This window comes from Flavobacterium sp. 140616W15, assembly GCF_003668995.1.
Taxonomy (GTDB): Bacteria; Bacteroidota; Bacteroidia; order Flavobacteriales; family Flavobacteriaceae; genus Flavobacterium.
The window spans coordinates 3,154,844-3,180,681 of sequence record NZ_CP033068.1 but is presented as its reverse complement, the minus strand read 5'-3'; the positions used below and the strand labels follow the sequence as shown (position 1 = coordinate 3,180,681).

The window sequence follows — 25,838 nt, the reverse complement described above, 5'->3', positions numbered from 1 at the left end:
AAATATTAGGTTTCTATTTTTGAAACCTAAAATACTAAACTTGAAACTTAAAAAAAAACAATGCAACTACTAGACGGGAAAAAAACAGCTGAAGATATTAAAAACGAAATTGCAATAGAAGTGCAAGCGATTAAAGATGCAGGAGGTAAAGTGCCTCATTTAGCTGCTGTAATCGTTGGTAACGATGGAGCTAGTTTAACTTATGTAGGTAGTAAAGTAAAATCATGTCAACAAATAGGTTTCGATTCAACTTTGGTAAGTTTACCAGAAACGATTACTGAAGAGGAGCTGTTGGCTAAAATTAAAGAATTAAACGAAGATGATAATCTAGACGGATACATCGTACAATTGCCTTTACCAAAACATATCGACGAACAAAAGATTTTAATGGCTGTAGATCCAGATAAAGATGTAGATGGTTTTCATCCTACAAACTTTGGTAAAATGGCTTTAGAGATGGAAACTTTTATTCCAGCTACACCATTTGGAATCATGCAGTTGTTAGAACGTTATAAAGTAGAAACTGCAGGAAAACATACAGTAGTTATTGGACGTAGTCATATTGTAGGACGACCAATGAGTATTTTGATGAGCCGTAAAGGAAATCCAGGAGATTCAACAGTAACGCTTACGCATAGTAGAACTAAGAATATAGAAGAGTTTACTAAAAATGCCGATATTATTATTACAGCTTTAGGAGTTCCGAATTACTTAAAAGCACATATGGTAAAAGATGGAGTTGTAGTTATCGACGTTGGAATTACAAGAGTTGAAGACGCTACACATCCAAAAGGATATGTAATTACAGGTGATGTTGATTTTAATGAAGTAAGTAAGAAATCATCATTTATAACACCAGTTCCAGGTGGAGTAGGACCAATGACCATTGCAATGTTACTTAAAAACACATTGCAGGCAAGAAAAATGCGAAGTGCTAAAAACTAAACATATATAGTAAAATTGAGTAAAAACCTTAAACATTTGTTTAAGGTTTTTTTATACAAAGTATTCAAATGTATAAAAACCTAGTTGTCAGGTTATTATTTTTAAAAGTTTAAAACTTATTAGGAAATTCTTTGTTATATTTGATATAGAATTAACACTATTTATGCATTAGTAATGTTGATATAGGTTATTCGGTATTTTTAAAATAATTTATTAACTATTATTAGGTCCCAAACCTATAAACTAACAACCTTAAAATTATGAGTACAACAAATTTAAATTCGGAAGTTTTAATAAAATACCCTCCTGGGGTATGTATTGAAAGTATTGATGCAAGACCAATTGGTTCAGTTTCGTTCCCAGAAAATAGATCGAAAGCACTATTGCCTCCAATTGTTCAAGCAAGTTTTGAAAACAATAAAGAAAAGCTTGTTGTGCAAGCTGTAGTTTTTATAGCTGAAGATGAGCAAACTGATTTGTGTTTAAGTATTTATCAGAATTGCTATGTAAATATCGAAGGAATTCCTCAGTTGCAATTTTTTGTTTGCTACGATATGGTAGAGACAGTAGCTAAGGAATTTAATGTTTACGAAGTTACCTTTTATGCAGATCCAATACCGTTTGATGATTTTTCACAAATAAAAACAATCGTAACTTTCCTTTGGGATGTTGATCCAATAGGGTCAAGAGGGACTGTAACAACAGTTCAGGCTGGATAGCCAGTTTCCTTATGTATACAAGATAAAAGTGCTATAGATTAAAAATCTATAACGCTTTTGTTTTAATTCGTAAAAAAAAAATATATAAAGTACAAGAGTGTAATGACTAAAATTAGATTGTTAACCACTTCAATATTATTTTTTCTTTCCTTCTTTCTTTTTTCTCAAGAACAACAACGTGTTGGTAATTTAATGTCCATTGCAATTGAAGCAAAAGCCCAAAAATTTAAAGAAAGAACCAATTTTAATAAAGCTCAGATGTTTTTTAGACAAAGTAATTGGGATTCAACTTTGGTCTATTCTATGAAAGAAATTAGTAATGTTAAAAATAAAGAACTAAAAGATTTCTGCCATTATTTTAGAGGAATTAGTTTTAAAGAAAAAAAACTCTTTAAGGAATCTAAAGAAGAACTAAGAAAAATTTCTAATAATTTTCCGTTCTTTTATAAAGTAAAAATGAAATTAGGTGAAATTGCATTAGAGCAAAATGAATTAAAAAATGCCTTGCAATATTTTCAAGAAATAGAAAAGCTGCCTAATGAATTTGTCTATGATATTAAAAATAGTACTGTTTTACATAACATAGGATTATGTTATTTACACCTCAATAAATTTGATAAAGCAGAAGAGTATCTCTTTAAAGGTGCCAATCTGCAAGAAGCTGAAAAAGACACTTTATTATTGATAGGATCTTATATGGATATAGCTACTCTGTATTATGACCAATACAAAGACAAACAGGCAATTCCTTATTTTGAGAAAGGATATCATTTATCTAAAAAAGTTAAATCATTAGAATTAAAGCAAACAGCAACTTTAAATATGGCTGTGGTTGAAGAAAATAGAAAAAACTTTCCATTAGCCTTGGCATATCGAAAAGAGTATGAAGCTTGGAAAGATTCTTTAAATGATCAGAATAAAGTATGGGCGATTGCTGACTTGGAAAAGAAATTTGCATTAAAAGAAAAACAAAAAGAGGTTAATGTACTTGAGGCGAAGAATAAGGTGAAAATAGCCGAAAGAAATGGTTTGCTAATATCTTCTATATTATTATTAATCTTGTTTGTTACGGGGGGGTATTTTTACAGGCAAAAAATAAGAAATAATAAAATTATACTAGCTCAAAAAAATGAATTAGATGAATTAAATGCGGCAAAAGATAAATTGTTTTCGATAGTAAGTCATGATCTTAGGGCGTCAGTGAGCGCTTTGAAAATTAGTAATACTAAATTAATTGAGAACCTTGAAAGTAAGAATTTTGCCGAACTTGATGTGTTGCTCCATAACAACAGTATGATTGCCAATGGTGCTTATAATTTGTTAGACAACCTGCTTAATTGGGCTTTACTACAAACAAAACAAGCTTATTTTTATAAGGAACCGTTGCAATTGTATACTATCATACAACATGTAGAATATAATTATAAGCCTTTAATGCTTAATAAAAATATTCATTTTGAAAACAAGGTTGCTACTTCAGATTTTGTATATGCAGATTTGGATTCGCTAAAGATAATTATTCGAAATGTACTTGATAATGCTATTAAATTTTCAAAAGAGAATGGGAAAATTTCGATTTATTCAAGACCTTCAGATGAAGATTTTTGTTATTTAGTGATAGAAGATACAGGAGTTGGAATGAGCACTGAAACGAAGGAAATACTTTTAAAAGAAACAGTTTTACTTTCTAGAAAGAAAAACGATGACGGGATAGGAACGGGATTAGGAATGCAATTGTGTAGAACAATGATTTTTAAAAATGGAGGAAAGTTTGAAATTGAAAGTGAAGAAAATATTGGAACTAAAATAATTATAATATTACCAAAGGCTAATAATAATGGATAATATAAATGTTCTTATTATCGAAGATACTCCTGCAGAAAGTGATGCTCTTTCTAAAGTGCTTATTGCTAATAACTATACTATTGTAGGAGTAGCAAGAACCTATGCTGAAGCCCTAGATTTGTTTTATAAAAATACAATTGATATAGTAATTATAGATGTTTTTTTAGACGGAAAGCCTGAGGGGGTAACTTTTGCAGAGACAATCACAATAGTGCCTAATGGAATAAAACCATTTGTGTTTTTGACAAGCTCAAAAGATCGTCAGATTTTTGAAAGAGCCAAACTGACTAAACCTTTTAGTTTTTTGTTGAAACCATTTAATGAATTAGAAATTTTGTATGCACTAGAAATGGCTGTTGAGAAATTTTATGGACAAACAAATGTTTTTCTTAACGAAGATCAAAATACAGTTATAAGCGAAGAATATCTTTTTATAAAGAAAAATAAAGCTTTGAAAAAAGTACGAATCGAAGATATTATTTATGTAGAAGTAGAAGATCGCTATTGCAATATAATTACCGATACCGAAAAGTTTGTAGTTTTAATGTCGTTAACTAAAATTAGCCAATTTTTAAATCCAGCTAAGTTTAGTCAAACTCACCGTAATTATATTGTGAATTCAAGTAAAATAGAAGAAATAATAGTTAATGATAATCTGGTTGTTCTAAAAGGGAATCATAAGATTACATTAAGTGATAAATACAAAGACTTTGTTCGAAAGTTTCGGATATTGAGATAAATCTGCACTTTTTATGACTTGACACCATTTGAAAAATCCTTCATTAAATAAGAAGGATTTTTTTTGCCTGTTTTTTTCTGTCTCTAACGTTATACCATCTTTTCATTTTCTTATAACATTGATTCTTTGCTTTGTAACATTTTTGTGTTGAGGGATAATGTTCTTATGTAGCTTTACTATAGAAAATTAAAGATAGGCTAGCATGTTTTAATTTTTTATTTAAGTGATCAATAAATAATAACCTACCGTTATTTTTAACCTATAAAAAGTTGTTTGTTGATTATTTAAATATAAATGAAAGTGGAGTTCAGAAACCACTCAAAAAAACGAGGCATATCTGAAAAAGCCTTAAAAGTCAGAAATAATAAATTTTTAAATAATATTTATCATGGCAACATTTAAAGTTAATATCCCAGCAGGTCCTATTTGGAATCAACAAGATGCAAATGAAAAAGCCCCTTTAGTAGCAGCTGCACATCAAGGTAAATGGACAGGACAATGGAGTACCGTTGTAGAAAATCAAATGAGTGTAGTTGAATTAGAATTAAACGTAAAAAGTGGAGGAAATAACGAATTTAAAACTAATGTTTTGGCTGGACCATTATGGAGTAATGATGAGGCTCAAAAAGTGGGCTCTGTAATTGCAGCTTCATATGGCGCAGAATTCACAGGACAATGGTCAACAATCGTACAAGGGCAGATGAGCGTAATAGAAATTAAATATACTTTTTAATTTTTAATTAGTTTATTCTTAATTCTAAAACTAGAAATGCTCTTTATGTATTTCTAGTTTTTTTATAGGAATAAAATCACATAATTTTTATATGCTGAAATTTATTTAAAAAGGATAAATGTACTTTGGATTAATAGATTTTAGAAAATAATAAATTTTAAAAAAAATAGAAATGGCCTGGATCAAAAAAGCTAATTCGGCAATGTTTAAAGGTGCAGACTGGAATACTTTAATTAAAAAAGTTCCGAATTGTACTCTAGAAGAAGCGAAACGTATTGCAATTAAAAATCCAAAAATTACCTTCTTCTTCTTTTGTAGAGAAGGAATGATTCTTGAAAATTTGGGGGATAAAGGGATTTTTAATCCTGGAGATGCAGTATTTTTTAGTGGAGAGCCTTGGTATGGAAGTGCACCGCAATGTGATTCATATCAAAAAACAGGTATGTCTGTCGCTTATGTAACTTTAAGTGAAATTCAAACAGCTGGTTGTTATACAATGGCAGATGGGAGCGCCGCAGTTGATGTAGTTTGCATTTTTGCAGCTAATATAAATCTGAAGCCTTTTCCTTCAAAAATGATAGAATTGGCTCCCAATACCAAAGTGCCTGATGGATATCCATATGCAGTTGGTAACCCTGAGTATGCTGGACTTACATCAGCAGTAGTTCAAGAGCTACAAAATAAAGGGATAACGGTATTGCTAACTTTTTTGAATAATTGGGATGATTCAGGATGGTCTGAGTTTCCAGATGCCGCAACAGCAGCAAATTTTGCAGAACAGTTAAAAGAGGTAGTAGACAGATTGGGATTAGACGGAATTGATATTGATGATGAATACAGTAAAAATCCTAACCAGAATCCATCTTCATTAGTTATGGTTACTACAATGATGAAAAGACTTATGCCTGATATCATTATTTCGAAGGCTTTATTTGAAGATAGTCAATATTTTACTCCTGTTTACCAAAACAGGACTTTGGTAGATAACCTTTCTTATGGTTGGGAGATGTCTTATTGGGAAACGCCAGAAAATAGACTTCCTGTTTATTATGAATTGGGAATGGCTAAAAATACATTAGTTTGTGGTTTCGAATCAGGGAAATCACCAGAACCACTAACTACGGCTGTTGAATGGTTGAAGAATAATAGTTACGGAGGAGTTATGGTTTATGCATTCCAAGAGCAACCCAATGTAGATTTGTTAGGTAATCTTGTAAATGATTGGTATGGAAGTGGTAATTGGAATAAATTACCAAATTGTTCCTAATACTTATTGATAGAATAATAATGTAGTCAAAAAAAAATCCTCATGTTGAGGATTTTTCTTGAAATATATTTTATAGAAGATTAGATTAATAATCTCCTTTTCTCTTAAATCGAGGATCATCTCTTTTTATAAACTCAGTTCTCTTTCTTGGAGCTTCAATTTTAGGTAAACTGGCTTCTTCTGTTTTACTAGAAGGTTCAATAAGCTCATTTAACTCTTTAATTTCGGCATCGGTTAAATCACGGTAGCGACCTAGGGGAACATCAAGAGAGATATTAATAATACGAATACGTTTTAAGGCTGTAACTTCATATCCTAGATATTCAGCCATTCTACGAATCTGACGGTTTAAACCTTGAGTCAAAATAATCTTAAAAATGTATTTGCTTATTTGTTCAACTTTACATTTTTTAGTTACCGTGTCCAGAATAGGAACTCCATTTCCCATTCGCTCAATAAAACGATCAGTTATAGGCTTGTTTACCGTTACAGTATATTCTTTTTCGTGGTTATTTCTTGCGCGTAAAATTTTGTTTACTATATCGCCATCATTAGTCATAAAAATTAATCCTTCACTGGCTTTGTCTAATCTTCCAATTGGAAAAATACGCTTAGGATAGTTAAGATAATCTACAATGTTATTACGAACTTCTAAATTAGTGGTGCATTCTATTCCGGCAGGTTTATTAAAAGCTAAATAAACGGGTTTTTCGTGCTTTTCTACGATTAACTTTCCGTCTATGCGTATTTCATCATTAGGTGAAACTTTTGTTCCCATTTCGGGCACAACTCCGTTTATGGTTACGCGTCCTTCTTCGATTAGTTTGTCAGCTTCACGACGAGAACAATACCCAGTTTCTCCAATGAATTTGTTGAGGCGTTTTAGATTTTCTTCCATAATGCAAAAGTAATCAAAAAATAGACATCTTGGGATTTAGACCTTTTAGACTTCTTAGATTTCTTATATTATTGAATTTTAATAATAACTAAAAAAGTAGCATGCTTTTTTAGTTCAGAACCTCCGAACCTCTAAAAAGGACTGTCTTTTGGTGTTTCTTTTCTGTTGAACATTCCGTAATCCCTTTTTACATCGGCAATCCTTAAATGGTAATCTTTAAAAATTTCTTGTCTCCCTTTAGATTGAGCATTACGATGCATTTCGAGATTTCTCCATTGTTGGATGCTTTCTTCATCTTTCCAAAATGACAAAGACAAAATCTTTCCCGGATCATTAAGACTCTGAAATCGCTCTATAGATATAAAACCAGAGATTTTATCTAGCTCTGGCCGTAAGCTTGCAGCGATGTCAAGATATTCTTGTTTTTTTTCTTCGTTAGGAATTACTTCAAAAATTACTGCTATCATATTATTTTATTTAAATTATTGAATCGAAATCCAGATGTTTTTAGGTAATCTGGCATTTATCAAAGGTTCGTACAGAATGTTATTTTCTAGAGATGTAATTGTTTTATAATTATTTAATAAATAAAATAAAGTCTCGGTTGTAAGATGAATCGAAAAGTATTTAGCAAGGCACATATGGCTGCCAATCCCAAAGGTAAGATTATCATTGTTATTGATTCTCTCGATATCAAAACTCAGTGCATCATCGAATTTTTTAGGATCACGATTTGCCGAAGCGAGTACCAATAATAGAATTTCATTTTTTTTAATTACTGTTTTATCTAATATAATATCTGTAATTGCAACTCTTCTTGTATTATGGATTGGTGGATCAAATCGTAGAGTTTCGATAACCAACTTTTGTATCAGGGTTTTGTCAATATTGTTCTTAGAAATTAGATTTGGATTATTAGTGATTTGTAATAAGGAATTACTCAAAATTCCCCTGCCAGCATCATAACTTTGAATCAATAATCCGATCAAATTACTCACAGATATTGTTGTCGTTTCTTCTAAAGTAATCTGATGTGATTCAGATATTTTATCTAGTAAAGGCTGATAAAAACTGAGATTCGACAGCTGTTTTTTTATTATTGAATAACTGCTTTCGGAGATTTCATTAATAGCCTGAATTTGTTTAGCAGATTTATTAGGGTGCATTATTTTTACAAGATGTTCTATTTTTTCAGAAATGAATTTACAATCATCTTGATCAAAACCAAAGCTTTTTAAAATAACCAAAACAGGAAGTTTTTTGCAAACAGAGTCAACCCAATCTATTTTGTTTTCGGTTAATCTGCTATCTAGTAATTCGGCTATGATTTGATTAATGTCAATTGATTTCATGTTAGCAAATAAAAGCATTGCAGTTTCTTTTGCTATTACATGCTGAATTCCGTTTGATAATCGGGATAAATGATTGATGATTTTTAGAGTATATTCATTAAGTTCTTGTTCGTTATTAGGATTAATAGCAGGGATATTTACTTTGGGACTATTTAGAATTTTGGTGCAATATTCATAAGAATAAATCATCCAAATTTGGTTTGCATCATCCCAAAATATAGAATGCTTTTCAAGCATTGTTTTATATACATAATAAGGATCTTTGATATCCGATTGAGAGAATAAAGTGGGTGACATAGGTTATGATTTTTAACAAAGTTATTTAACTTTACGTATTTATACTTCAGTCTGGATTTAACTATGATTGCATAAAATGGAAGAACAATTTATAAAAATCGCAACATTAATAGGTGACCCAACACGAGCATCGATTATGTGGGCATTGCTTGATGGAAAAGCATTTACAGCTACGGAATTGGCAATTGTAGGGAATACATCGCCACAAAATATAAGCATGCATCTGGGGAAGTTATTAGATGCCGATTTACTTTGTGTAGAAAAACAGGGGCGTCATAAATATTATAGATTTTCAAGTAAAGAAATTGCTTATGCTATCGAAGCAATGGCAAATCTTATTCCTCCACAAAAAATTCCTCAAAAAAAGAATACCGAAAAACTTCCGCCAATAAAATATTGCAGAACTTGTTATGACCATTTAGCGGGGAAAATAGGTGTGGCTTTAACAAATAGTTTATTAGAGCAGAATATAATTATCGAGACTAACAACGATTTTGAAATTAGTGAAGAAGGAATAAAATGGTTTTCGGACTTCGGAATAAATGTAGATGAAGTCAGGAAACAAAGACGGTTATTCTTGAAGACTTGTCTTGATTGGAGTGAAAGAAAAAATCACATGGCAGGATCCCTGGCCACGTCGTTATTAAATAAAATGATAGCTAATGATTGGTTAAGAAAAACTGAGAATTCCAGAGCAATAATTATTACAGGAAAAGGAGAAAAAGAATTATACAAACAATTTAAAATAGTTGTTTAGACTTCTTAGATTTTTAGTCAATTTTTTTTAAAAAAAGCAACATGCTTTTTTTTAGAACCTTAGAACCTTTTCTCTAATCTTCAAGAAACAAAAAATCAACAACTTTCTGATACAATTCATCGTCATGCATGCCGTGACCTAAGCCATTTGTAGCTATAAATTGGCTGTTTTTCCATGTGCTGGCTATTTTTTCTCCTTCTTCAAAAGCGACAACATTATCAGCAGTATCATGTGCGATCAGTCCTTTTATAGTAAAATTTGATGCAAATTTTTTTCCAGAGAAATCATCTAGTTTAAAGTTGAAACGAGTGATGAAACGATTTTCTAATAGAGGAATCATTTTTTTGTTTAAACTTAACATAGCGATATAATTATTGATCAGGGTTTGTAAATCGGATGGAGCTCCTAGAATAACCATTTTCTGAATACTACTTTCAGGAAATAAGTACTGATGATAGACACAAGCTGCTCCTCCTATAGAATGACCAATTATAATTGTAGGTTGGTATTTTTGTACTGCTTTGTTAATGAATTCAGCATAAAGAGGTACGTTGAATTCTTTACCGCTACTTTGCCCGTGAGCAGGAGCATCGATAGCAATAATAGTACTTCCGGATTTTTGTAAGTGAGGTAGTGTTTTTTGCCAACGTGCAGCATTACTTTCCCAGCCATGAACGAGTAAAATTTTAGTTTCATTTCCTTCCCAAGTGTAAGTTTGAAAATGATGCTCGTTATGATGGAACGTTTCTGTTTTAGTGTTTTGTAATATTTGTGGTAAGCTGTCTTTTCTTAATCTGCCTTCTCTAGGTTGACTAAATAGAGCATACGAAATTTGTGCAGCTTTTTTGGGACGAACATAACTTAAAAAGTTGATATACTTCCCAACGGATTTTAGTGTTATGAAACGAATTCCTTCTTTAAATCTCAAAGTTGTAATTTTTGATATAAAAAAAGCCTCGAACTTCGAGGCTTTAGATTATTTAGAATTTAGAAAATAATTGTTCCATTTTTTCTCTTTCTTCCTCTGCTAATGTACTGTCAACTAAGATTCTTCCAGAATGCTCATCAGTGATGATTTTTTTTCTAGATGCAATCTCAACTTGAGTTTGTGGTGGAATAGTAAAGAAAGATCCTGCAGATGCACCTCTTTCAATAGATACTACTGCTAAACCGTTACGAACACTTGTTCTGATACGTTTGTATGCAGCTAATAAACGCTCTTCGATTAAACCTTCGTACTCAGCTGATTTTTCAGATAAGAAGATTTCTTCTTTTTGAGTTTCAGCCATAATCGCATCTAATTCAGATTTTTTATGCTTTAGATGTGAGCTTTTAGACTCAAGTTTTTCTTTTAAACCAGAGATAACTTCTTTTTTATGCTCAATAGAAACTTTCATTTCTTTGATTTGCTTTTCAGCCAATTGAATTTCTAATTCTTGAAACTCAACTTCTTTAGTCAAAGAGTTAAATTCTCTATTGTTGCGAACAGATTCTTGTTGTTTTGTATACTTTTTGATAGATTCTTTATGATCATCAATAGCATTTTTTCTAGTCTTGATTTGCTCTTCAACTATTTCTAGTTCGCTTTTCAATTTTTCTGAACGTGTGCCTAAACCTGCAACTTCATCTTCTAGATCTTCCACCTCTAATGGAAGTTCTCCTCTTACGTTTCTGATTTCGTCAATTCTAGAGTCAATTAGCTGTAAATCGTAAATTGCTCTTAACTTGTCCTCAACACTTAATTCTTTCGTATTCGCCATATTCTATAAGTACTTAACTGGATTTGTATTTTCTTCTGATAAAATGATTGCAAAATTAAGGATTTTTTTCCGAAGATAATCAACAATATAATTTTTTGTATAGCGTTCGCTTTCAAAATGTCCAATATCGGCTAATAGTAATCGATTTTCGGCTTCGTAAAACTGATGGTATTTTAAATCAGCTGTCAAAAAAGCATCAGCTCCAGCCTGAATTGCATTTTTTATAGCGAAGCTCCCAGATCCACCAAGGACAGCAACTTTATGAATTTTCTTTCCAATATAAGCAGAATGTCTAATGCCATCAGCTATCATTTTTTCTTTTACAAAAGGCAAAAAGTCAGTTTCACTCATCGGAGTTTCAAATTCTCCAATCATACCCAAACCTATGTTTTGATGAGCGTTTTGCAAATCGTAAATTTCATAAGCTACTTCTTCATAAATATGAGTGTTGAAAAGAGCTTTTAAAACCTTTGATTGTAAATGTTTTTCAAAAACAACTTCAATTTTTATTTCGTTTCCAGTGTGTAATTTTTCCTTTTCGCCAATAACAGGATTGCTATTTTCGTTTCCTTTAAAAGTGAAAAAACCTTCCGTATTAAAACTACAATTATCGTAATTGCCAATTTTACCAGCCCCAGCTTCAAACAAAGCATTGCGAACTTTTTCAGAATTATCAGGAACAGTATAGGTTATTAATTTCTGAATGTATTGCTGTTTCGGAATCAGGACTTTCGTATTTGTCAAACCTAAAGCATCACAGAATATTTTGTTTACACCTTGTGAATGATTATCCAATGCCGTATGTACAGCATAAATAGCAACGTCATTTTTAATTGCTTTAAGAATAGCACGTTCTACATAGTTTTTACCAGTTATCTTTTTGATGCCAGAAAATAAAATAGGATGAAAGCAAACTACAAGATTGCAGTTTTTGTTAATTGCTTCGTCTATTACATTTTCGAGAGCATCATGACAAACCAAAACTCCTGTAGCTTCTGTAGAAGCATTTCCTACTAACAAACCAACATTGTCAAAATCTTCGGCATATCCCAAAGGAGCCATTTCTTCAAGTACAGAAAGTATTTCTTGTATTTTCATTTTTAGATTTTTTAGATGATTAGATTGTTACAATTTTGTAATTATGAAATAACCCAATCCAATTTCTGAACAACAAATTAACGAATAAACAAATCAACTTTGAAATAAAAAAATTACTTTCGTATTATGAATTTACTTCGAAAAATACTTTTTCCATTTGCTGTTTTATACGGAATCATTACTTCTATTCGGAATTTTCTTTTTGACAAAGGAGTTTTAAAATCAACTTCATTTGATATACCAATTATTGCAGTTGGAAATCTAAGCGTAGGAGGAACAGGGAAAACACCTCAAATTGAATATTTAATTCGATTATTATCAGACAAATATAAGGTTGCAACTCTCAGTCGTGGTTATAAGCGACAATCTGAAGGTTTTGTTCTTGCCGATGAGAATTCTAATGCTGTTATTTTAGGAGATGAACCTTTTCAGTTTTTTCAAAAGTTTAAGAATATTCAGGTTGCTGTAGATGCAAATCGAACAAATGGAATTCAGCAATTACTTTCACAATCAAAAAAGCCAGAAATTATTTTGCTTGATGATGCGTTTCAACATCGAAAAGTAAAAGCAGGATTTTATATTTTGCTAACTTCATATGGCGATTTGTATGCAGATGATTGGATGTTACCGACAGGTAATTTGAGAGAGAGCAGGAGCGGAGCTAAACGAGCTAATATTGTTATTGTTACCAAATGTCCTGCTAATCTTGAGGAATCAGAACAAGAAAATATCCGTAGAAAATTAAAGTTAAAAGCTTCACAACAACTTTATTTTACTTATATTGATTATGATGATTGTATTTATTCTCAAAAAGAAAAAATAGCCGTTGAAGATATTAAAAACAGTCAAAAGTTACTTTTGGCAGGAATTGCAAAGCCAACACCATTTTTTAAGTTTTTAAAATCTGATAATGATGAATGTCTTACATTCCCTGATCATCATCATTTTACAGAGACAGATATTGCAACGATTGCAAATAAAGCAAAAGCGCATAAAATTATTACAACCGAAAAGGATTATGTTCGCTTAAAAGACACTAATATTGCGCCGCAATTGTATTATTTGCCAATAAAAAGCACTTTTATTAATTATCAAAATAATTTTGATACAACAATTTTAAATTATGTGGGAAAAAGTTCAAGAAACAGTTAGTTATATAAAGTCGAAAACACAATTTACTCCAGAATATGGTGTGATTTTAGGTTCAGGTTTAGGTGGTTTTACAAATGATATCGAAATAGAATTTACATTACCATATAATGAGATTCCTAATTTTCCAGTATCAACAGTTCAAGGACACAAGGGAGCCTTGGTTTTTGGAACTATTGGAGATAAAAAAGTGGTTGCAATGCAAGGTCGTTTTCATTTTTATGAAGGATACTCAATGGAAGAAGTTACTTTTCCTGTTCGTGTAATGAAGTTTTTAGGAGTTAATAAATTAATGGTTTCTAATGCTTCGGGTGGAGTAAATGCAGCTTACAAAGTAGGTTCGATTGTTATTATTAAAGATCACATCAATTTTACGCCAGAGCATCCTTTGCGTGGTAAAAATGATGAACGTTTTGGGCCTCGATTTGTAAATATGAGTGAGCCTTATTCTAGAAAAATGATTATTAAAACCAAAGAAATTGCATCAAGATTGAATATAGAAATTCATGATGGAATATATTTTGGTTTACAAGGGCCGACTTTTGAAACTTTGGCTGAATATAAGATGGTAAAGATTCTTGGGGCAGACTGTGTAGGAATGTCTACCGTACCAGAAGTTATCGTTGCTCGCCATATGGATGTAGAAACTTTTGGTATCTCAGTAATTACTGATATGGGGAACGAAGAAAGCATAGATACAATCTCACACGATGAAGTTCTTGAGGCAGCAAAAATGGCGGAACCTAAAGTAAGGGCTTTGATAAAAAACTTGATTTTAGAATATTAATTGATATTTGCAGTAAAGCATCTAGCAATAATAGTATAAAATTCATCAGGAACAAAGGGTTTTGTTATTACGTCATTCATTCCGAAAGACAATAACATTTCCCTGTTCTCATCGAGTGAAATAGCTGTTAAGGCAATGATTGGTGTGATTTTGTCAAATTCGCGTATGTGCTTAGTGGCAGTAGTTCCATTTATTCCTGGTAAATGAACATCCATTAAAATCATATCAAATCGTTTGATTTTCAATAATTCTATAGCTTCCTCTCCATTGTCGATTACCTCACAAGAAATGCCTTTATTTTCAAGCATTTTTCGAGTAATCATTTGGTTAATTCTATTATCTTCAATTAATAGAATATTTTTACCTTTTAGTTCGTAGTCGTTATACAATTTGGTTTCTTCTTTAATTGCTAATGGTTCTTTATCTATTTGGAATTTTAATTTAAACGTAAATGTAGAGCCTTTGCCAACTTCACTTTTAAGGTTGATTTCCCCACCTAGCATTTTGGTTAATTTTTTTACAATTGTAAGTCCTAAGCCAGTTCCTCCATATTTTCGATTGACTTCTATTGAGCCTTGCGAAAAACTTTCAAAAACTGTTTGTAGTTTGTCTTCAGGAATACCTATTCCAGTATCAACTATTTCAAAATAAACAGTTGCTTCTTCGTCTTTTAATGAATGTAGTTTTATAATAACATTTACACGTCCGTTTTCAGTGAATTTTAAGGCGTTATTAATTAGGTTCATTATGATCTGAGACAATTTAGTTGGATCGCCAATTAGATTGTCAGGAATACTCTCGTCAATGTCTAGATTAAAAAAATTTTTATTAGCAGTAGCTAATTCCTTTAATGAACTTTGTATGTTTATTAGTAATTCTTTTAGATTGAAACTTATTGATTCTGTCTCGAGTTTGTTAGAGTCGATTTTGTTTATTTCAAGTATTTCATTGATGAATGTAGTTAAATAATTGCCTGAAAATTTTAATGATTCGAGGTATTTTTTTTGTGATTTTTTCGGATTATCTTCTATTAATAAATGAGTAATTCCATTAATTGCATTAAGAGGCGTTCGTAGTTCGTGACTAACGGTCGATAAAAATTCAGATCTTGCTTTTGATGCTTTTTCGGCTTTGTTCTTTGCAATAATTAATTCATTGTTTTTTTCTCTTAAAATGATGTTATTCTGATTTCGAATAATATTGTTTTTATAAAGAGACAAACTCAAAAGTGATAAAATAGAAATTAAAGCAATAGCAAGAATACTTATTAGTTTTGAATATTTGTATGCCTTTTTATCTTCAAGATCTTTTTTTTCTTTTTTAATTGCAGTGTTTATGATCTCTTTATCCTTGAATTTTTTAAAATCATCAAAGTCAACTTTTGAATTTTTTAATTTATAGATGTAGTTTTTAATTTGGTAGTGCTCATTTAAATAAGAGTAAGCTCTATCGTAGTCTTGATGTGTTTTGTAAAACTGACTTAACGCTAATAAAATTATTGATTTTTGGTTAAGGTCATTGCTTTTTGAGGTGAGTTCTAGTGCTTTGTCCAGATAATATATGGCAGCTTTATTTTGTTTTAGATCTTTTTGAATAAGTCCAAGTTGATAGTAAGCATCTGTTTTAGTTCTTAACATGGACTTACTATCCGGTTCTTCGATTATTTTTTTAAATGTTGCTATAGCCAAGTCGTATTCTTTGTTGGCTTTTAAGGCAATCCCTTTTTGAAGATTTAGTGTTTGACTCGAATCAACAATGTTTAGTTGTTTAAAAATAGATTCTGACCTTTTAAAATAATCTTGAGCAAGATTATGGTTGCCTTTTTCGGTATTTGTTATGCCGATATAATGAAGGGCAAGTGCTTTGGTTACTGTTGAGGTGTCTTTAAGTAAAGTAAGGCTTTTGTTAAAGTTAGTTAAAGCCTCATTGTATTTTTTCTGGTTATAATAAATCTTGCCTAGCTTAAAGGTCTGGTTGGCTTGGTTTTCTATTTTGTGATTTGTTTCACAAAATAGAATAGATTTTTCGGTAAGAGCAATCGTCTGACTGTATTTGTTGTCTTTGAGATTAGAATTAGCCAGTTGGTTATAGTATACTGCACTATCCGTATTCTTCATTAATTGAGAATACAAAAGTGAACTGAAAAAACTGATTATAATAAAAAGATATTTCATGTGTTGTAATACTTTTTATAATTTGTTTATTTTTTTTTGTCAGCAATATTAAATCGATTAATCTTGACGAATAGCCAATTTCATTGTCATACCAGCCTACAACTTTAACCATTTTGTCGATTACAGAAGTGAGTTGCGCATCAAATAAACAGGAATTTTGGTTTCCGATAATATCAACAGATACAATAGGATCTTCGGTATAATCTAAAATTCCTTTTAAACTAGTTTTAGCAGCATTCTTAAATGCTTCGTTAATTTCTTCAATAGAAACGGCACGATTTACATTAAATGTAATATCGGTTAATGATCCATCAGGAACAGGAACACGAATACCGCAACCGCCAATTTTATTTTGCAATTTAGGGAAAATCTTTGTTAATGCTTTAGCTGCGCCCGTTGTTGTAGGAACAATTGATTGGCTCGCACCTCTAGCTCTGCGCAAATCTTTATGGGGTTGATCGTGCAGACTCTGATCTGTTGTGTACGAATGTATCGTAGTAATGTAGGCTTGCTCGATACCACAAAGATCATCGATTATCTTTATCATAGGAGCTGCATTATTTGTTGTGCAACTCGCATTTGATATTATTGTTTCAGTTCCATCTAATATTTCTTCGTTTACACCTAAAACTACCGTTTTAATAGTGTCTACTTCAGAAGGAGCAGATAGAATTACTTTTTTAGCTCCGGCAATAATATGCGCATTAATTTCTTCATGCGTTTTATATTTTCCAGTTGATTCTATGACATAATCGATGTCGTATTCTTTCCAGCTTAAGTTTGAGATGTTCTTTTCGTGGAAAAATAAAAAATGCCTTCCATCAACGATTATTCCATTTTCGTCACTACTTACTACATAGGGTAATACACCATGAATACTGTCGTATTTGATTAGGTGCGCCATAGTTTTAGTATCAGCAATATCGTTTATAGCAACAACTTCAATTTCGGGATGATTAAAAAGTAATCGAAATAAGTTTCGACCAATTCTTCCGAAACCGTTAATAGCAATTCGTGTTTTTTTATTCATTTAAAAGGAAATATTCAACATTTAGAAATTAAAGAATATGTTTTTGAGCTCTATAAGAAGAACGAACTAATGGGCCACTTTCTACATGGCGAAATCCTAATTCTAGTCCAAATTTTTCGTATTTAGCAAATTGATCCGGAGTGATAAATTCTTTTACTGGTAAATGCTTTTTACTTGGTTGTAAATATTGTCCAATTGTTACCACATCTACGTTTGCATTACGCAAATCAGTCATGGTCTGAAATACTTCTTCTTCGGTTTCCCCAAGGCCAAGCATAATTCCTGACTTGGTTCTATTGATTCCTTTTTCTTTTAAGTAGCGTAATACTTCTAGGCTACGGTCGTATTTGGCTTGTATGCGTACTTCACGAGTTAATCGACGAACAGTTTCTACGTTATGTGAAACAACTTCAGGGTTAGCTTCTACAATTCGATCAAGATTTATTTCTATTCCTTGAAAATCAGGAATTAATGTCTCTAAAGTCGTATTCGGATTCATACGGCGTATCGCCTTAACAGTTTCAATCCAAATAATCGAACCACCATCTTTTAAATCATCTCTATCTACACTTGTAATAACTGCGTGTTTGATGTTCATGATTTTAATAGAGCGTGCCACTTTTTCTGGTTCGTCCCAATCTACAGTCTCAGGTCTTCCGGTTTTTACACCACAAAAACCACAAGAACGTGTACAAACGTTACCTAAAATCATAAAAGTTGCAGTTCCTTCTCCCCAGCATTCACCCATATTAGGGCAACTACCAGAAGTGCAAATTGTATTTAAACTATATTTGTCTACCAAACCACGTAGTTCGGTATATTTTTGTCCAATCGGGAGTTTCACCTTCAGCCATTTTGGTTTTCCGACAGGTAAATTATTATCTATAACGCTTTCCATATTCAATATTCAAAGTACAAAGATACGGAATGTTGTTTATTTGTAGATTTGTTTATGCTTTAATTTGTAAAATGATAGCAAAAACCATGTTTTATTTTGTTTTTAGGAGGAATCAGGAAATTAAGATCAATCGAGTTTTTTTAGGATAACTGGAATAAACAATCTTGTTACTTATGAAATTATATGTTTTTTTCTTCTAAAATTAATTGGTTTCTTATTAGATGAGTATTTTAAAGTTGTATTATATTTGTTATGGTTAATTTAACATTAAAAGGATGAAAAGAAAATCAATAGCATTGATTGTATTACTTGCAACTTTTGGATTTACAAAAGCTAATGCACAAATAAATTTAGGGGAAAAAGCCCTAGGAGCTGTTCAAAAAGGAGTTGCAGGATTTACATTTAGTGATGCCGATGCTGCAGCGTTATCAAAAGCAGCAGTTGCAGAAATGGATGCCAAAAATCAAATTGCACCTGCTACGGATGGGTATGCAATACGGTTAAATAGATTGTTTGGAAAACATACCGCGGGTAATGGATATACTTTAAATTATAAGGTTTATATGCTTAAGGAAGTAAATGCTTTTGCAACTGCAGATGGTAGTGTTCGTGTGTATTCAGGTTTAATGGATATTATGGATGATAATGAATTGCTTGCGGTTATTGGGCATGAGATTGGTCACGTAGCGAATCATGATTCAAGAGATGGAATGAAAGCAGCTTATAAAAAAGAGGCTTTAATCGATGCTGTGTCTTCACAATCAGGAAAAATTGCAGCGCTTACTGAGACCCAATTAGGGAAAATTGGAAGTGCTATGATTGATAGTAAACATAGTAGAACACAAGAGTCAGAAGCAGATTTGTTTTCATACGACTTCTTGAAAAAGAATGGTTATAATGTTAATGCTGAGGAATCTGCATTTAGAATTCTTGCAAAGATGAGTGAAGGTGCCGAAGGATCTTTCTTGGATAAAATGATGAGTTCTCATCCAGATCCTAAACAAAGAGCTGAAGATGCTAAAAAAAGAGCTGAAAAAGACGGGTTGTACAAGCCGTATGTGCAGCAAAAAATAGTGAATACAATACCAGTTGCAAAGAAAACAACTACTAAAAAGCCAGTTAAGAAAACGACTAAAAAATAATTAGATTTATTTTTAGAGCATAAAAAAGCAGAACCTAGGTTCTGCTTTTTTTTATTTTAAAACGTGGTGTGCTAATATTTTTTGAACCTCATAAACATTAACTGATTTGTTAAATTGTTTTATGATACTCGGATTTAATTCGCTAGAAACCCATATTTTTAGTTCGGCATCAAGGTCAAAAGTTCCTGCTGTTTCTACACTAAAGCGTGTGATGCTTTTGTATGAAATTGACTTGTATTCGGTTTTGCTACCAGTTAATCCTTGTTTGTCAACCAGAATTAATCGTTTAGTAGTAAAAATAAAAGTATCACGGATAAGTTTAAAACCCAATTCGATTTCTTCATTGTCGGTTAAAAGTAAACCGTAATTTTTAGCTAAATCTTCTTGACTTACTGATCCTGCATTACCTAGTATTGCTGAAAATATTCCCATAATTTATTGTTTGCTTTGATGATTCAAAAGTGATTTTACTCAGTAAAGATACATTTTTTTATAAAAGACTTGCTGTGGATTATTGAGTAAGAATTATTTTTTTGAAACATTAAAACATAAAAAAGCAGAACCTAAGTTCTGCTTTTTTAAACTTATTCTGCCTTTATTGTAATTGGCAGATTATATGCGGTACGAACAGGTTTAGAGTCTACCATTCCTGGACTCCACTTTGTTCTTAAAGATTTTAAAACTCTAACAGCTTCTTTTCCTAATCCATATCCTGGATCATTTTTTACAAGAATGTCAGTCATGCTTCCATCTCTTTCGATTACAAAAGATACATATATACGAACTGTTCTTTCACTGTCTAATTCTGGGCGATTAAAATTATTTCCTACATAGGTGTAGAATTTATTTATTCCTCCCGGAAATTCTGGTAGCTTGTCTAGAGAGCCAGTTGTTACAAGTTCGTTGCCATTACCAGGTGTTTTTACAGTTTCAGTTCCACTACCGTTTCCTCCAGTTGTTAAAACATTAGTTGATATTCCAGTACCTCCTTCAGTTGGTGTTACTACCACAGCATTCTCTGTGTTTTTAGCAATTTCAGGAGTAGCTTGACTTGCTTCTACAATTGTAGGGTTAACAAGTTGGCTTTTTTCAATAACGGTTTCTGTAGGTTGCGATTTTACTGCAGGCATTGTTGCTGATTTCTCAGTCACCACATACGGAATGTTAGTTAGCTTTAGCTCTATTGCTGGAGTCTCGGGTAAAACTGGAGAGACGTCAGTGTGATTCAGCTTACTAATTAACATTGCAGTAGATGCAATAGCCGTAATGAGTAATAATCCCATGAAAAGAGCCTTAATGGAGTTTCTAGAACTCTCATGTCGTAACTGATACGCGCCATACTCTTTGTTTCTGTTTTCGAATACAAGGTCAATCCATTTGTTTTCGTAGATGCTTGATGTTGACATAATTCATGGTTTTAAAGGTTAAGTAGCAGTTTAGATCATAAGCAAAAATAGTTTACCTAATTAACGTTAATAATAAGAACTTTAGTGTGCGGGATTTTTGTTTATTTAAGAATAAGTGTGTGGATATTTTATCCTTTGATTAAAGATAGTAAATTATCTTTTGTTTTTAATTACTTCTGCTAATAATTTTTTAGCACGAAGTAATTTTATTTTTACATTGCTTAAAGGTTCGTTGATTTTGAGTGCAATTTCTTGATAACTCATTTCTTGAAAATAGCGTAGCTGAATTACTTCCTGGTAATGTGGTTTTAATTCTTTGATGCAATGTAATAATCGGGATAAATTTTGTTCAGTAATTAATTCATCCTCTACCGACGGAGTAGTGTCGGCAATATTATAAGCTTGTTGGTTTTCTTGATCGGTAATTTCTATAAAAAGATTGGCTTTCTTTTTACGTAATAAATCAATATGGACATTCTTTGCAATTGCAATGAGCCAAGTATTGAATTGAAATTCGGGATTATAAGTTTTTATTTTATCAAAAGCTTTAGAGAAGGTTTCGATAGTAATATCTTCGGCAATGGTTTCGTTTTCGGTACGTTTTAGCATGAAGCTATACACTTCATTCCAATAATGGTCCAACAAAAAAGTGAAGGCGATTTGGTCTCCATTTTTTGCTTTCTCTATTTTAGAATTTATTTCCAATGTACTGGTTTTGAAAAAATATTAGTTATAAAGATATTAATTTGAGTGAATATAAGTACAATTTCTACAATAGGAAACCAAATCTTCAAATCATTTTCTTTTAATTTTCCAGCAGAAAACCCTACAACTAGCCATACTGCGATGTAACGCGCTAAAAATAAGCTTAAAACAATAATCCATTGAAATTGGAAAGACAATAAAATAATAGCTAATACAAAGAATAGCAATTGAGAGAAATAAAAAATTCCCAATTGTATTTTGTCAAAAGTTTTATAATAATCGGCAGTAGCTACATGTCTTCTTTTTTGAATAAACCAATCTTTATATTTTTCTTTTGGTTTTGAATATGTGAAGCTCTCTGGAGAGTAAGCAATGGTTGTATTGTTACCATTAGCAGCTTGATTAATAAATAAGTCATCATCTCCTGAGCGAACTTGAATATGACTGATAAAACCATTTACATTAAAAAATTCTTCTTTTTTATAGGCTAAATTACGACCAACTCCCATGTATGGGCGTCCTACTTTTGCCCATGAAAAATACTGGATTGCCGTTAGTAAAGTTTCAAAACGAATAATCTTATTTAAGAATGATTTCTCAATTTTGTCATAAGCGCCATATCCTAAGACTATGGTCTTGTTCATTGTAAATTGAGAGCTCATAGCGGTAATCCAATTTTTAGAAGTAGGATAACAATCGGCATCAGTAAATAATAAGTATTCTTTTTTAGCAGCTTTTATTCCTAATGTTAAGGCGTATTTTTTATTTCCCCAAAAAGCTTCGTTATTTTTTACTTTAACTAATCGGATAAGATTTGGGTATTGACTTTCGAAAAGTTCAAAAATTTCTAATGTTTCATCGCTTGAAGCATCATCTATTAGTACAATTTCGAAATCTGGGTAATCTTGTTCAATTAATAACGGAATGTATTTAACGGCATTCTCTGCTTCGTTTTTTGCGCAGACAATAACTGAAATAGGAATTCTCTTTGTAGTGATATTCTGTGTTTTAGCAAATGAAAATTTACTAAATACACCCAAATAATAAGAAAGCTGTATTACAACGATAGCAATAAAAAAGTATAAAATAATTGTAAGCATCTGATTTTAATGTCTTTTGATTTTGAATCTTGCGAGTGCAAATGTAATTATCAATTCTCGATTTTCAACCCTTAAAGTGTAATTACTTTCGGCATTTTGACATTTCTTTTGCAACCGCAATAGACTGAGGGTTTTCTGTTTTTTCTAAGGCTGTGATTATGTTTTTGTAGTTGACATCGTCTCGATTTTGAGACATTTTTTTAGTTGCCTCAATTTCATCTATTTCAATTTCAAAAGCAATTATTCCATGTGCTTGGCGCATTGTTTTTTCAGATAAATCTTCTATGCGAATCGGTTTTTCAGAACCAACTTCATATTTGTCTACTAATTTTTTTAACGATTCAATTGCTGCTTCGTGGTCTAAAATTTTTATCCGACCGTATATATGTACAGCGCTATAGTTCCAAGTTGGTACATTTTCATGGTCATACCATGACGAGGAGATATAGCTATGTGCTCCTGAAAAAACAGCTAAAACTTGATCATTTTGAACAAATCCTTCGCCTTGTGGGTTTAATTTAGAAATATGACCACATAATACTTCCTTTCCATTTTCTCTTGTTTCTATCTCTATCGGAATATGTGTTGCCCACAATTTTCCGTTTGTCTGATTGATTAGTATTCCGAAACTATTTTCTTTTAGGAAAGATCTAATTGCTTCAGGGTCTTCGTTTTTGAAAATACTTGGTGTGTGCATCTTATATTTTTTTAATTTAAATCACATTAACTTCTGCTTCTATGTGTATTCCAAATTTTTCAAATACTGTTTTTTGGATGTCTTTCGAAATAGCTAGAATTTCTTGCCCAGTTGCATTTCCGTAATTAACGAGTACTAAAGCTTGATTTTTATGAATCCCAGCGTCTCCAAAACGTTTTCCTTTAAATCCAGCTTGTTCGATAAGCCAGCCTGCAGGAACTTTTACTTCAGTTTCTGAAATATCATAGTATTTCATTTCTGGAAATTTTTGATGGATCTTTTCGAAATCTGATTTTAATAATATCGGGTTCTTAAAGAAGCTACCGCTATTTCCTAATTCTTTTGGGTCTGGTAATTTACTTTGTCTTATCGCAATTACAGCATTGCTGACATCTTTTAAACTCGGGTTTGTAATGTTGTTTTTTGCTAACTCGGCAGTTATGTCCCCATAAGAGGTATTAATTTTATGATTGCGCTTTGTTAGTTTGTAAGTTACAGATGTAATGATATATTGGTCTTTTACTTCATGTTTAAAAATACTCTCGCGATATCCAAAATTACATTCGGCATGAGTAAAAGTTCTTATTTCCTGAGTTTCGATATTCATAGCTTGGCAAGAAACAAAAGTATCTTTTATTTCAGTTCCGTAAGCGCCAATGTTTTGAACAGGAGTGGTTCCTACGTTACCAGGAATAAGCGACATGTTTTCTAGTCCTCCAAAATCTTGTTCGATTGTCCAGAGAACAAAATTGTGCCAAGTCTCTCCAGCCTGACTTTCGACCCAAACAAAATCATCATTTTCATCAACTATCTTTTTCCCTTTTAAATCAATATGAATTACCAATGCATCGATATCTTTGGTTAAAAGCATATTGCTTCCGCCTCCTAAAATAAATTTTGGCTGATTTTTGTTTTCTTCCAATACTTTTTTCAATTCATCAATTGAATGTACAGCAATAAACTGTTTTGCTTTAGCTTCAATGCCAAATGTATTATGATTTTTTAAAGAAAATTGAGATAGAATTTCCATAAATGCGAAACTTTTTTGTAGAATTAATCGAGAGTTCAAAAGTAAGGATTATAATTTATCTGACTCGATTTTTGTAATAAATATAGTAGTTTCTTCAGTCTTAAAAGATTAAAAAGAATGAGGTTGATGTAATTGTGAGATTTTACCACAGAGAGCGTAGAGTTTGGAAAGTTATTTCGAAATAAACCAATTAGCGTGAAACTTTGCATTCTTTACGCTTAGTTTTATTTAGCTTCGTAAATCCAGTAATTCATGATATTTATCTGCAATAATTTTCATGTTGATTTTGTAGTTTGCATTCTCTTCTACAAATTTCTGATTTTGTGTTATTGCTTTGTTTCTTAAATCAGGATTTTTAAATGACCAGATAAGCGCATCAGCAAGTTTGTTGTAATCATCAATTGGTATCAATTGTCCGTTGTCACGATGTTGTATCCAGCTTTGGTTTCCGGGAATATCTGAAACAACTGGGTAGCAATTGCAGGCCATTGCTTCAAATAATGAGGCCGAAACGCCTTCAGTGCTAGGCATGCTAATATAAAAATTGGCTTGTTTTAATAATTGAGGTAGTACTGTATTTGCAATTCGACCAGTAAAAATTACTTTATTTTGAATGTTTAATTTTGTAGCTAGTTTTTTTAGATGTTCTAATCTGCTTCCGTTGCCAACAATTGTTAAGTTGAAATCAATGCCTTTTTTATCTAAAATGGCAAATGCTTTTAAAATGCAATCATGTCTGTATTCAGGTTGTAAGGAGCGAGTGATAATTGCTTCTATTTTAGTAGAATTGTTGACTGAAGCTTCAAAAAGAGATAAATCAATTCCTTTTGGTATAACTAAAACCTTATTCATATCAACACCAATGGCTTTCATCGAGATTGTCATTACAGGACCCCAAGCGTGTATTAAATGTGCTTTTTTAAATGCGTGTTTCTGAATGATTTTTTTAAGGGGTAGTAATATTGAATCTTCAGGCCATAAATCGGTTCGGCCTTGTTGTGCAATTACAATAGTATTGACGCCTGATATTGCAGCAAGAAAACCATAACTGGTCGTTCTTTCGGCAATAACCATGTCTGGTTTTTCTAATCGGATTATTTTTTTAATTGCGAATGGAGCAAAAATGTATTCTAGTATTCGTTTGAGACGGTTGGATTTGGTGTTATTCGAGGTTTTAAGTTCCCAAGTACAAATTTCAAAATTACCGAATTCTTTTAAGCCTCTCATCCATGTAATGGCATCGGCTCGATAGGATTCGCCAAGAAAAAGTATTTTTCTTTTTTTCATTCAGTGATTTGTCTTTTTTCTGC

General features: G+C 31.8%; 26 protein-coding genes. 10 read left to right on the top strand and 16 right to left on the bottom strand.

Annotated elements, in window-relative coordinates; all coding sequences use genetic code 11:
- The first annotated feature begins 60 nt into the window (after positions 1 to 60).
- From EAG11_RS13820 to EAG11_RS13795, 6 genes are all read left to right on the top strand, one after another.
- Entirely contained in the window at positions 61 to 945 is an 885-nt protein-coding gene (locus tag EAG11_RS13820; RefSeq protein ID WP_129539687.1) for a bifunctional 5,10-methylenetetrahydrofolate dehydrogenase/5,10-methenyltetrahydrofolate cyclohydrolase, read from the top strand.
- A gap of 260 nt (positions 946 to 1,205) precedes the next feature.
- Complete coding sequence (locus EAG11_RS13815; protein WP_129539686.1) at positions 1,206 to 1,664, top strand: hypothetical protein; 459 nt, start codon at positions 1,206 to 1,208, stop codon at positions 1,662 to 1,664.
- Positions 1,665 to 1,766: 102 nt separating this feature from the next.
- Positions 1,767 to 3,509 (top strand): ATP-binding protein, encoded by a 1,743-nt coding sequence (locus EAG11_RS13810; RefSeq protein WP_129539685.1) that lies wholly within the window; start codon positions 1,767 to 1,769, stop codon positions 3,507 to 3,509.
- Complete coding sequence (locus EAG11_RS13805) at positions 3,502 to 4,248, top strand: LytTR family DNA-binding domain-containing protein (RefSeq protein WP_129539684.1); 747 nt, start codon at positions 3,502 to 3,504, stop codon at positions 4,246 to 4,248. Before EAG11_RS13810 ends, EAG11_RS13805 begins: the two co-directional genes overlap by 8 nt.
- Positions 4,249 to 4,636: 388 nt before the next feature.
- Positions 4,637 to 4,981, top strand: coding sequence for a mannan-binding lectin (locus EAG11_RS13800; RefSeq protein WP_129539683.1), 345 nt, complete (start codon positions 4,637 to 4,639; stop codon positions 4,979 to 4,981).
- A 172-nt stretch (positions 4,982 to 5,153) separates the two neighbouring features.
- Positions 5,154 to 6,248 (top strand): glycosyl hydrolase family 18 protein, encoded by a 1,095-nt coding sequence (locus EAG11_RS13795; RefSeq protein WP_129539682.1) that lies wholly within the window; start codon positions 5,154 to 5,156, stop codon positions 6,246 to 6,248.
- A gap of 85 nt (positions 6,249 to 6,333) precedes the next feature.
- Here the strand turns inward: EAG11_RS13795 and rluF are convergent, their stop codons facing one another.
- The 3 genes from rluF to EAG11_RS13780 form a co-directional block, all read right to left on the bottom strand.
- Entirely contained in the window at positions 6,334 to 7,146 is an 813-nt protein-coding gene (gene rluF / locus EAG11_RS13790) for a 23S rRNA pseudouridine(2604) synthase RluF (protein WP_129539681.1), read from the bottom strand.
- Positions 7,147 to 7,277: 131 nt separating this feature from the next.
- On the bottom strand, positions 7,278 to 7,613 hold the full coding sequence (locus tag EAG11_RS13785) for an antibiotic biosynthesis monooxygenase (RefSeq protein WP_129539680.1): 336 nt from the start codon (positions 7,611 to 7,613) through the stop codon (positions 7,278 to 7,280).
- A gap of 15 nt (positions 7,614 to 7,628) precedes the next feature.
- Positions 7,629 to 8,795, bottom strand: coding sequence for a cytochrome P450 (locus tag EAG11_RS13780; protein ID WP_129539679.1), 1,167 nt, complete (start codon positions 8,793 to 8,795; stop codon positions 7,629 to 7,631).
- A gap of 76 nt (positions 8,796 to 8,871) precedes the next feature.
- On the opposite strand from EAG11_RS13780, the gene EAG11_RS13775 reads away from it, so the two are divergent.
- Positions 8,872 to 9,552 (top strand): helix-turn-helix transcriptional regulator, encoded by a 681-nt coding sequence (locus tag EAG11_RS13775; protein ID WP_129539678.1) that lies wholly within the window; start codon positions 8,872 to 8,874, stop codon positions 9,550 to 9,552.
- Positions 9,553 to 9,625: 73 nt separating this feature from the next.
- On the opposite strand, the gene EAG11_RS13770 is transcribed toward EAG11_RS13775, so the two are convergent.
- From EAG11_RS13770 to EAG11_RS13760, 3 genes are read right to left on the bottom strand one after another with little or no spacing between them, the layout of a single operon-like run.
- A complete protein-coding gene (locus EAG11_RS13770) occupies positions 9,626 to 10,480 on the bottom strand; it encodes an alpha/beta fold hydrolase (protein WP_129539677.1) in 855 nt (284 codons plus the stop codon).
- A 52-nt stretch (positions 10,481 to 10,532) separates the two neighbouring features.
- Complete coding sequence (locus EAG11_RS13765) at positions 10,533 to 11,312, bottom strand: zinc ribbon domain-containing protein (RefSeq protein WP_129539676.1); 780 nt, start codon at positions 11,310 to 11,312, stop codon at positions 10,533 to 10,535.
- A gap of 3 nt (positions 11,313 to 11,315) precedes the next feature.
- Positions 11,316 to 12,410, bottom strand: coding sequence for a Nif3-like dinuclear metal center hexameric protein (locus tag EAG11_RS13760; RefSeq protein WP_129539675.1), 1,095 nt, complete (start codon positions 12,408 to 12,410; stop codon positions 11,316 to 11,318).
- Between the two features lie 126 nt (positions 12,411 to 12,536).
- Here EAG11_RS13760 and lpxK point away from each other — a divergent pair, with 126 nt between their 5' ends.
- Complete coding sequence (gene lpxK / locus EAG11_RS13755; protein ID WP_129539674.1) at positions 12,537 to 13,562, top strand: tetraacyldisaccharide 4'-kinase; 1,026 nt, start codon at positions 12,537 to 12,539, stop codon at positions 13,560 to 13,562.
- Positions 13,534 to 14,346, top strand: a complete 813-nt coding sequence (locus tag EAG11_RS13750) for a purine-nucleoside phosphorylase (RefSeq protein ID WP_129539673.1) — start codon at positions 13,534 to 13,536, stop codon at positions 14,344 to 14,346. The genes lpxK and EAG11_RS13750 overlap by 29 nt, the downstream gene beginning before the upstream one ends.
- On the opposite strand, the gene EAG11_RS13745 is transcribed toward EAG11_RS13750, so the two are convergent.
- From EAG11_RS13745 to lipA, 3 genes are read right to left on the bottom strand one after another with little or no spacing between them, the layout of a single operon-like run.
- On the bottom strand, positions 14,343 to 16,463 hold the full coding sequence (locus EAG11_RS13745) for an ATP-binding protein (RefSeq protein WP_371414588.1): 2,121 nt from the start codon (positions 16,461 to 16,463) through the stop codon (positions 14,343 to 14,345). The genes EAG11_RS13750 and EAG11_RS13745 overlap by 4 nt on opposite strands.
- Positions 16,447 to 17,550 (bottom strand): type I glyceraldehyde-3-phosphate dehydrogenase, encoded by a 1,104-nt coding sequence (gap, locus tag EAG11_RS13740; protein WP_129539671.1) that lies wholly within the window; start codon positions 17,548 to 17,550, stop codon positions 16,447 to 16,449. Before gap ends, EAG11_RS13745 begins: the two co-directional genes overlap by 17 nt.
- A gap of 28 nt (positions 17,551 to 17,578) precedes the next feature.
- Positions 17,579 to 18,448, bottom strand: coding sequence for a lipoyl synthase (gene lipA / locus EAG11_RS13735; protein ID WP_129539670.1), 870 nt, complete (start codon positions 18,446 to 18,448; stop codon positions 17,579 to 17,581).
- Positions 18,449 to 18,723: 275 nt separating this feature from the next.
- On the opposite strand from lipA, the gene EAG11_RS13730 reads away from it, so the two are divergent.
- Complete coding sequence (locus EAG11_RS13730) at positions 18,724 to 19,590, top strand: M48 family metalloprotease (RefSeq protein WP_129539669.1); 867 nt, start codon at positions 18,724 to 18,726, stop codon at positions 19,588 to 19,590.
- A 51-nt stretch (positions 19,591 to 19,641) separates the two neighbouring features.
- On the opposite strand, the gene EAG11_RS13725 is transcribed toward EAG11_RS13730, so the two are convergent.
- The 7 genes from EAG11_RS13725 to EAG11_RS13695 form a co-directional block, all read right to left on the bottom strand.
- On the bottom strand, positions 19,642 to 20,022 hold the full coding sequence (locus tag EAG11_RS13725; protein ID WP_129539668.1) for a PH domain-containing protein: 381 nt from the start codon (positions 20,020 to 20,022) through the stop codon (positions 19,642 to 19,644).
- 152 nt (positions 20,023 to 20,174) lie between these two features.
- Positions 20,175 to 20,996, bottom strand: coding sequence for an energy transducer TonB (locus tag EAG11_RS13720; RefSeq protein WP_129539667.1), 822 nt, complete (start codon positions 20,994 to 20,996; stop codon positions 20,175 to 20,177).
- A 153-nt stretch (positions 20,997 to 21,149) separates the two neighbouring features.
- Positions 21,150 to 21,701, bottom strand: coding sequence for an RNA polymerase sigma factor (locus EAG11_RS13715; protein ID WP_129539666.1), 552 nt, complete (start codon positions 21,699 to 21,701; stop codon positions 21,150 to 21,152).
- Complete coding sequence (locus EAG11_RS13710) at positions 21,692 to 22,801, bottom strand: glycosyltransferase (RefSeq protein ID WP_129539665.1); 1,110 nt, start codon at positions 22,799 to 22,801, stop codon at positions 21,692 to 21,694. The genes EAG11_RS13715 and EAG11_RS13710 overlap by 10 nt, the downstream gene beginning before the upstream one ends.
- An 82-nt stretch (positions 22,802 to 22,883) precedes the next feature.
- On the bottom strand, positions 22,884 to 23,498 hold the full coding sequence (locus EAG11_RS13705; protein WP_129539664.1) for an FMN-binding negative transcriptional regulator: 615 nt from the start codon (positions 23,496 to 23,498) through the stop codon (positions 22,884 to 22,886).
- Between the two features lie 16 nt (positions 23,499 to 23,514).
- Positions 23,515 to 24,528, bottom strand: coding sequence for a UDP-N-acetylmuramate dehydrogenase (murB, locus tag EAG11_RS13700; RefSeq protein WP_129539663.1), 1,014 nt, complete (start codon positions 24,526 to 24,528; stop codon positions 23,515 to 23,517).
- Positions 24,529 to 24,756: 228 nt separating this feature from the next.
- A complete protein-coding gene (locus tag EAG11_RS13695; protein ID WP_129539662.1) occupies positions 24,757 to 25,815 on the bottom strand; it encodes a glycosyltransferase in 1,059 nt (352 codons plus the stop codon).
- Positions 25,816 to 25,838: the final 23 nt, after the last annotated feature.

Coding starts and splice junctions, on each gene's coding strand:
- EAG11_RS13820 (WP_129539687.1), top strand. CDS start 61: ATGCAACTACTAGACGGGAAAAAAACAGCTGAAGATATTAAAAACGAA.
- EAG11_RS13815 (WP_129539686.1), top strand. CDS start 1,206: ATGAGTACAACAAATTTAAATTCGGAAGTTTTAATAAAATACCCTCCT.
- EAG11_RS13810 (WP_129539685.1), top strand. CDS start 1,767: ATGACTAAAATTAGATTGTTAACCACTTCAATATTATTTTTTCTTTCC.
- EAG11_RS13805 (WP_129539684.1), top strand. CDS start 3,502: ATGGATAATATAAATGTTCTTATTATCGAAGATACTCCTGCAGAAAGT.
- EAG11_RS13800 (WP_129539683.1), top strand. CDS start 4,637: ATGGCAACATTTAAAGTTAATATCCCAGCAGGTCCTATTTGGAATCAA.
- EAG11_RS13795 (WP_129539682.1), top strand. CDS start 5,154: ATGGCCTGGATCAAAAAAGCTAATTCGGCAATGTTTAAAGGTGCAGAC.
- rluF (WP_129539681.1), bottom strand. CDS start 7,146: ATGGAAGAAAATCTAAAACGCCTCAACAAATTCATTGGAGAAACTGGG.
- EAG11_RS13785 (WP_129539680.1), bottom strand. CDS start 7,613: ATGATAGCAGTAATTTTTGAAGTAATTCCTAACGAAGAAAAAAAACAA.
- EAG11_RS13780 (WP_129539679.1), bottom strand. CDS start 8,795: ATGTCACCCACTTTATTCTCTCAATCGGATATCAAAGATCCTTATTAT.
- EAG11_RS13775 (WP_129539678.1), top strand. CDS start 8,872: ATGGAAGAACAATTTATAAAAATCGCAACATTAATAGGTGACCCAACA.
- EAG11_RS13765 (WP_129539676.1), bottom strand. CDS start 11,312: ATGGCGAATACGAAAGAATTAAGTGTTGAGGACAAGTTAAGAGCAATT.
- EAG11_RS13760 (WP_129539675.1), bottom strand. CDS start 12,410: ATGAAAATACAAGAAATACTTTCTGTACTTGAAGAAATGGCTCCTTTG.
- lpxK (WP_129539674.1), top strand. CDS start 12,537: ATGAATTTACTTCGAAAAATACTTTTTCCATTTGCTGTTTTATACGGA.
- EAG11_RS13750 (WP_129539673.1), top strand. CDS start 13,534: ATGTGGGAAAAAGTTCAAGAAACAGTTAGTTATATAAAGTCGAAAACA.
- EAG11_RS13745 (WP_371414588.1), bottom strand. CDS start 16,463: ATGAAGAATACGGATAGTGCAGTATACTATAACCAACTGGCTAATTCT.
- gap (WP_129539671.1), bottom strand. CDS start 17,550: ATGAATAAAAAAACACGAATTGCTATTAACGGTTTCGGAAGAATTGGT.
- lipA (WP_129539670.1), bottom strand. CDS start 18,448: ATGGAAAGCGTTATAGATAATAATTTACCTGTCGGAAAACCAAAATGG.
- EAG11_RS13730 (WP_129539669.1), top strand. CDS start 18,724: ATGAAAAGAAAATCAATAGCATTGATTGTATTACTTGCAACTTTTGGA.
- EAG11_RS13725 (WP_129539668.1), bottom strand. CDS start 20,022: ATGGGAATATTTTCAGCAATACTAGGTAATGCAGGATCAGTAAGTCAA.
- EAG11_RS13720 (WP_129539667.1), bottom strand. CDS start 20,996: ATGTCAACATCAAGCATCTACGAAAACAAATGGATTGACCTTGTATTC.
- EAG11_RS13710 (WP_129539665.1), bottom strand. CDS start 22,801: ATGCTTACAATTATTTTATACTTTTTTATTGCTATCGTTGTAATACAG.
- EAG11_RS13705 (WP_129539664.1), bottom strand. CDS start 23,498: ATGCACACACCAAGTATTTTCAAAAACGAAGACCCTGAAGCAATTAGA.
- murB (WP_129539663.1), bottom strand. CDS start 24,528: ATGGAAATTCTATCTCAATTTTCTTTAAAAAATCATAATACATTTGGC.
- EAG11_RS13695 (WP_129539662.1), bottom strand. CDS start 25,815: ATGAAAAAAAGAAAAATACTTTTTCTTGGCGAATCCTATCGAGCCGAT.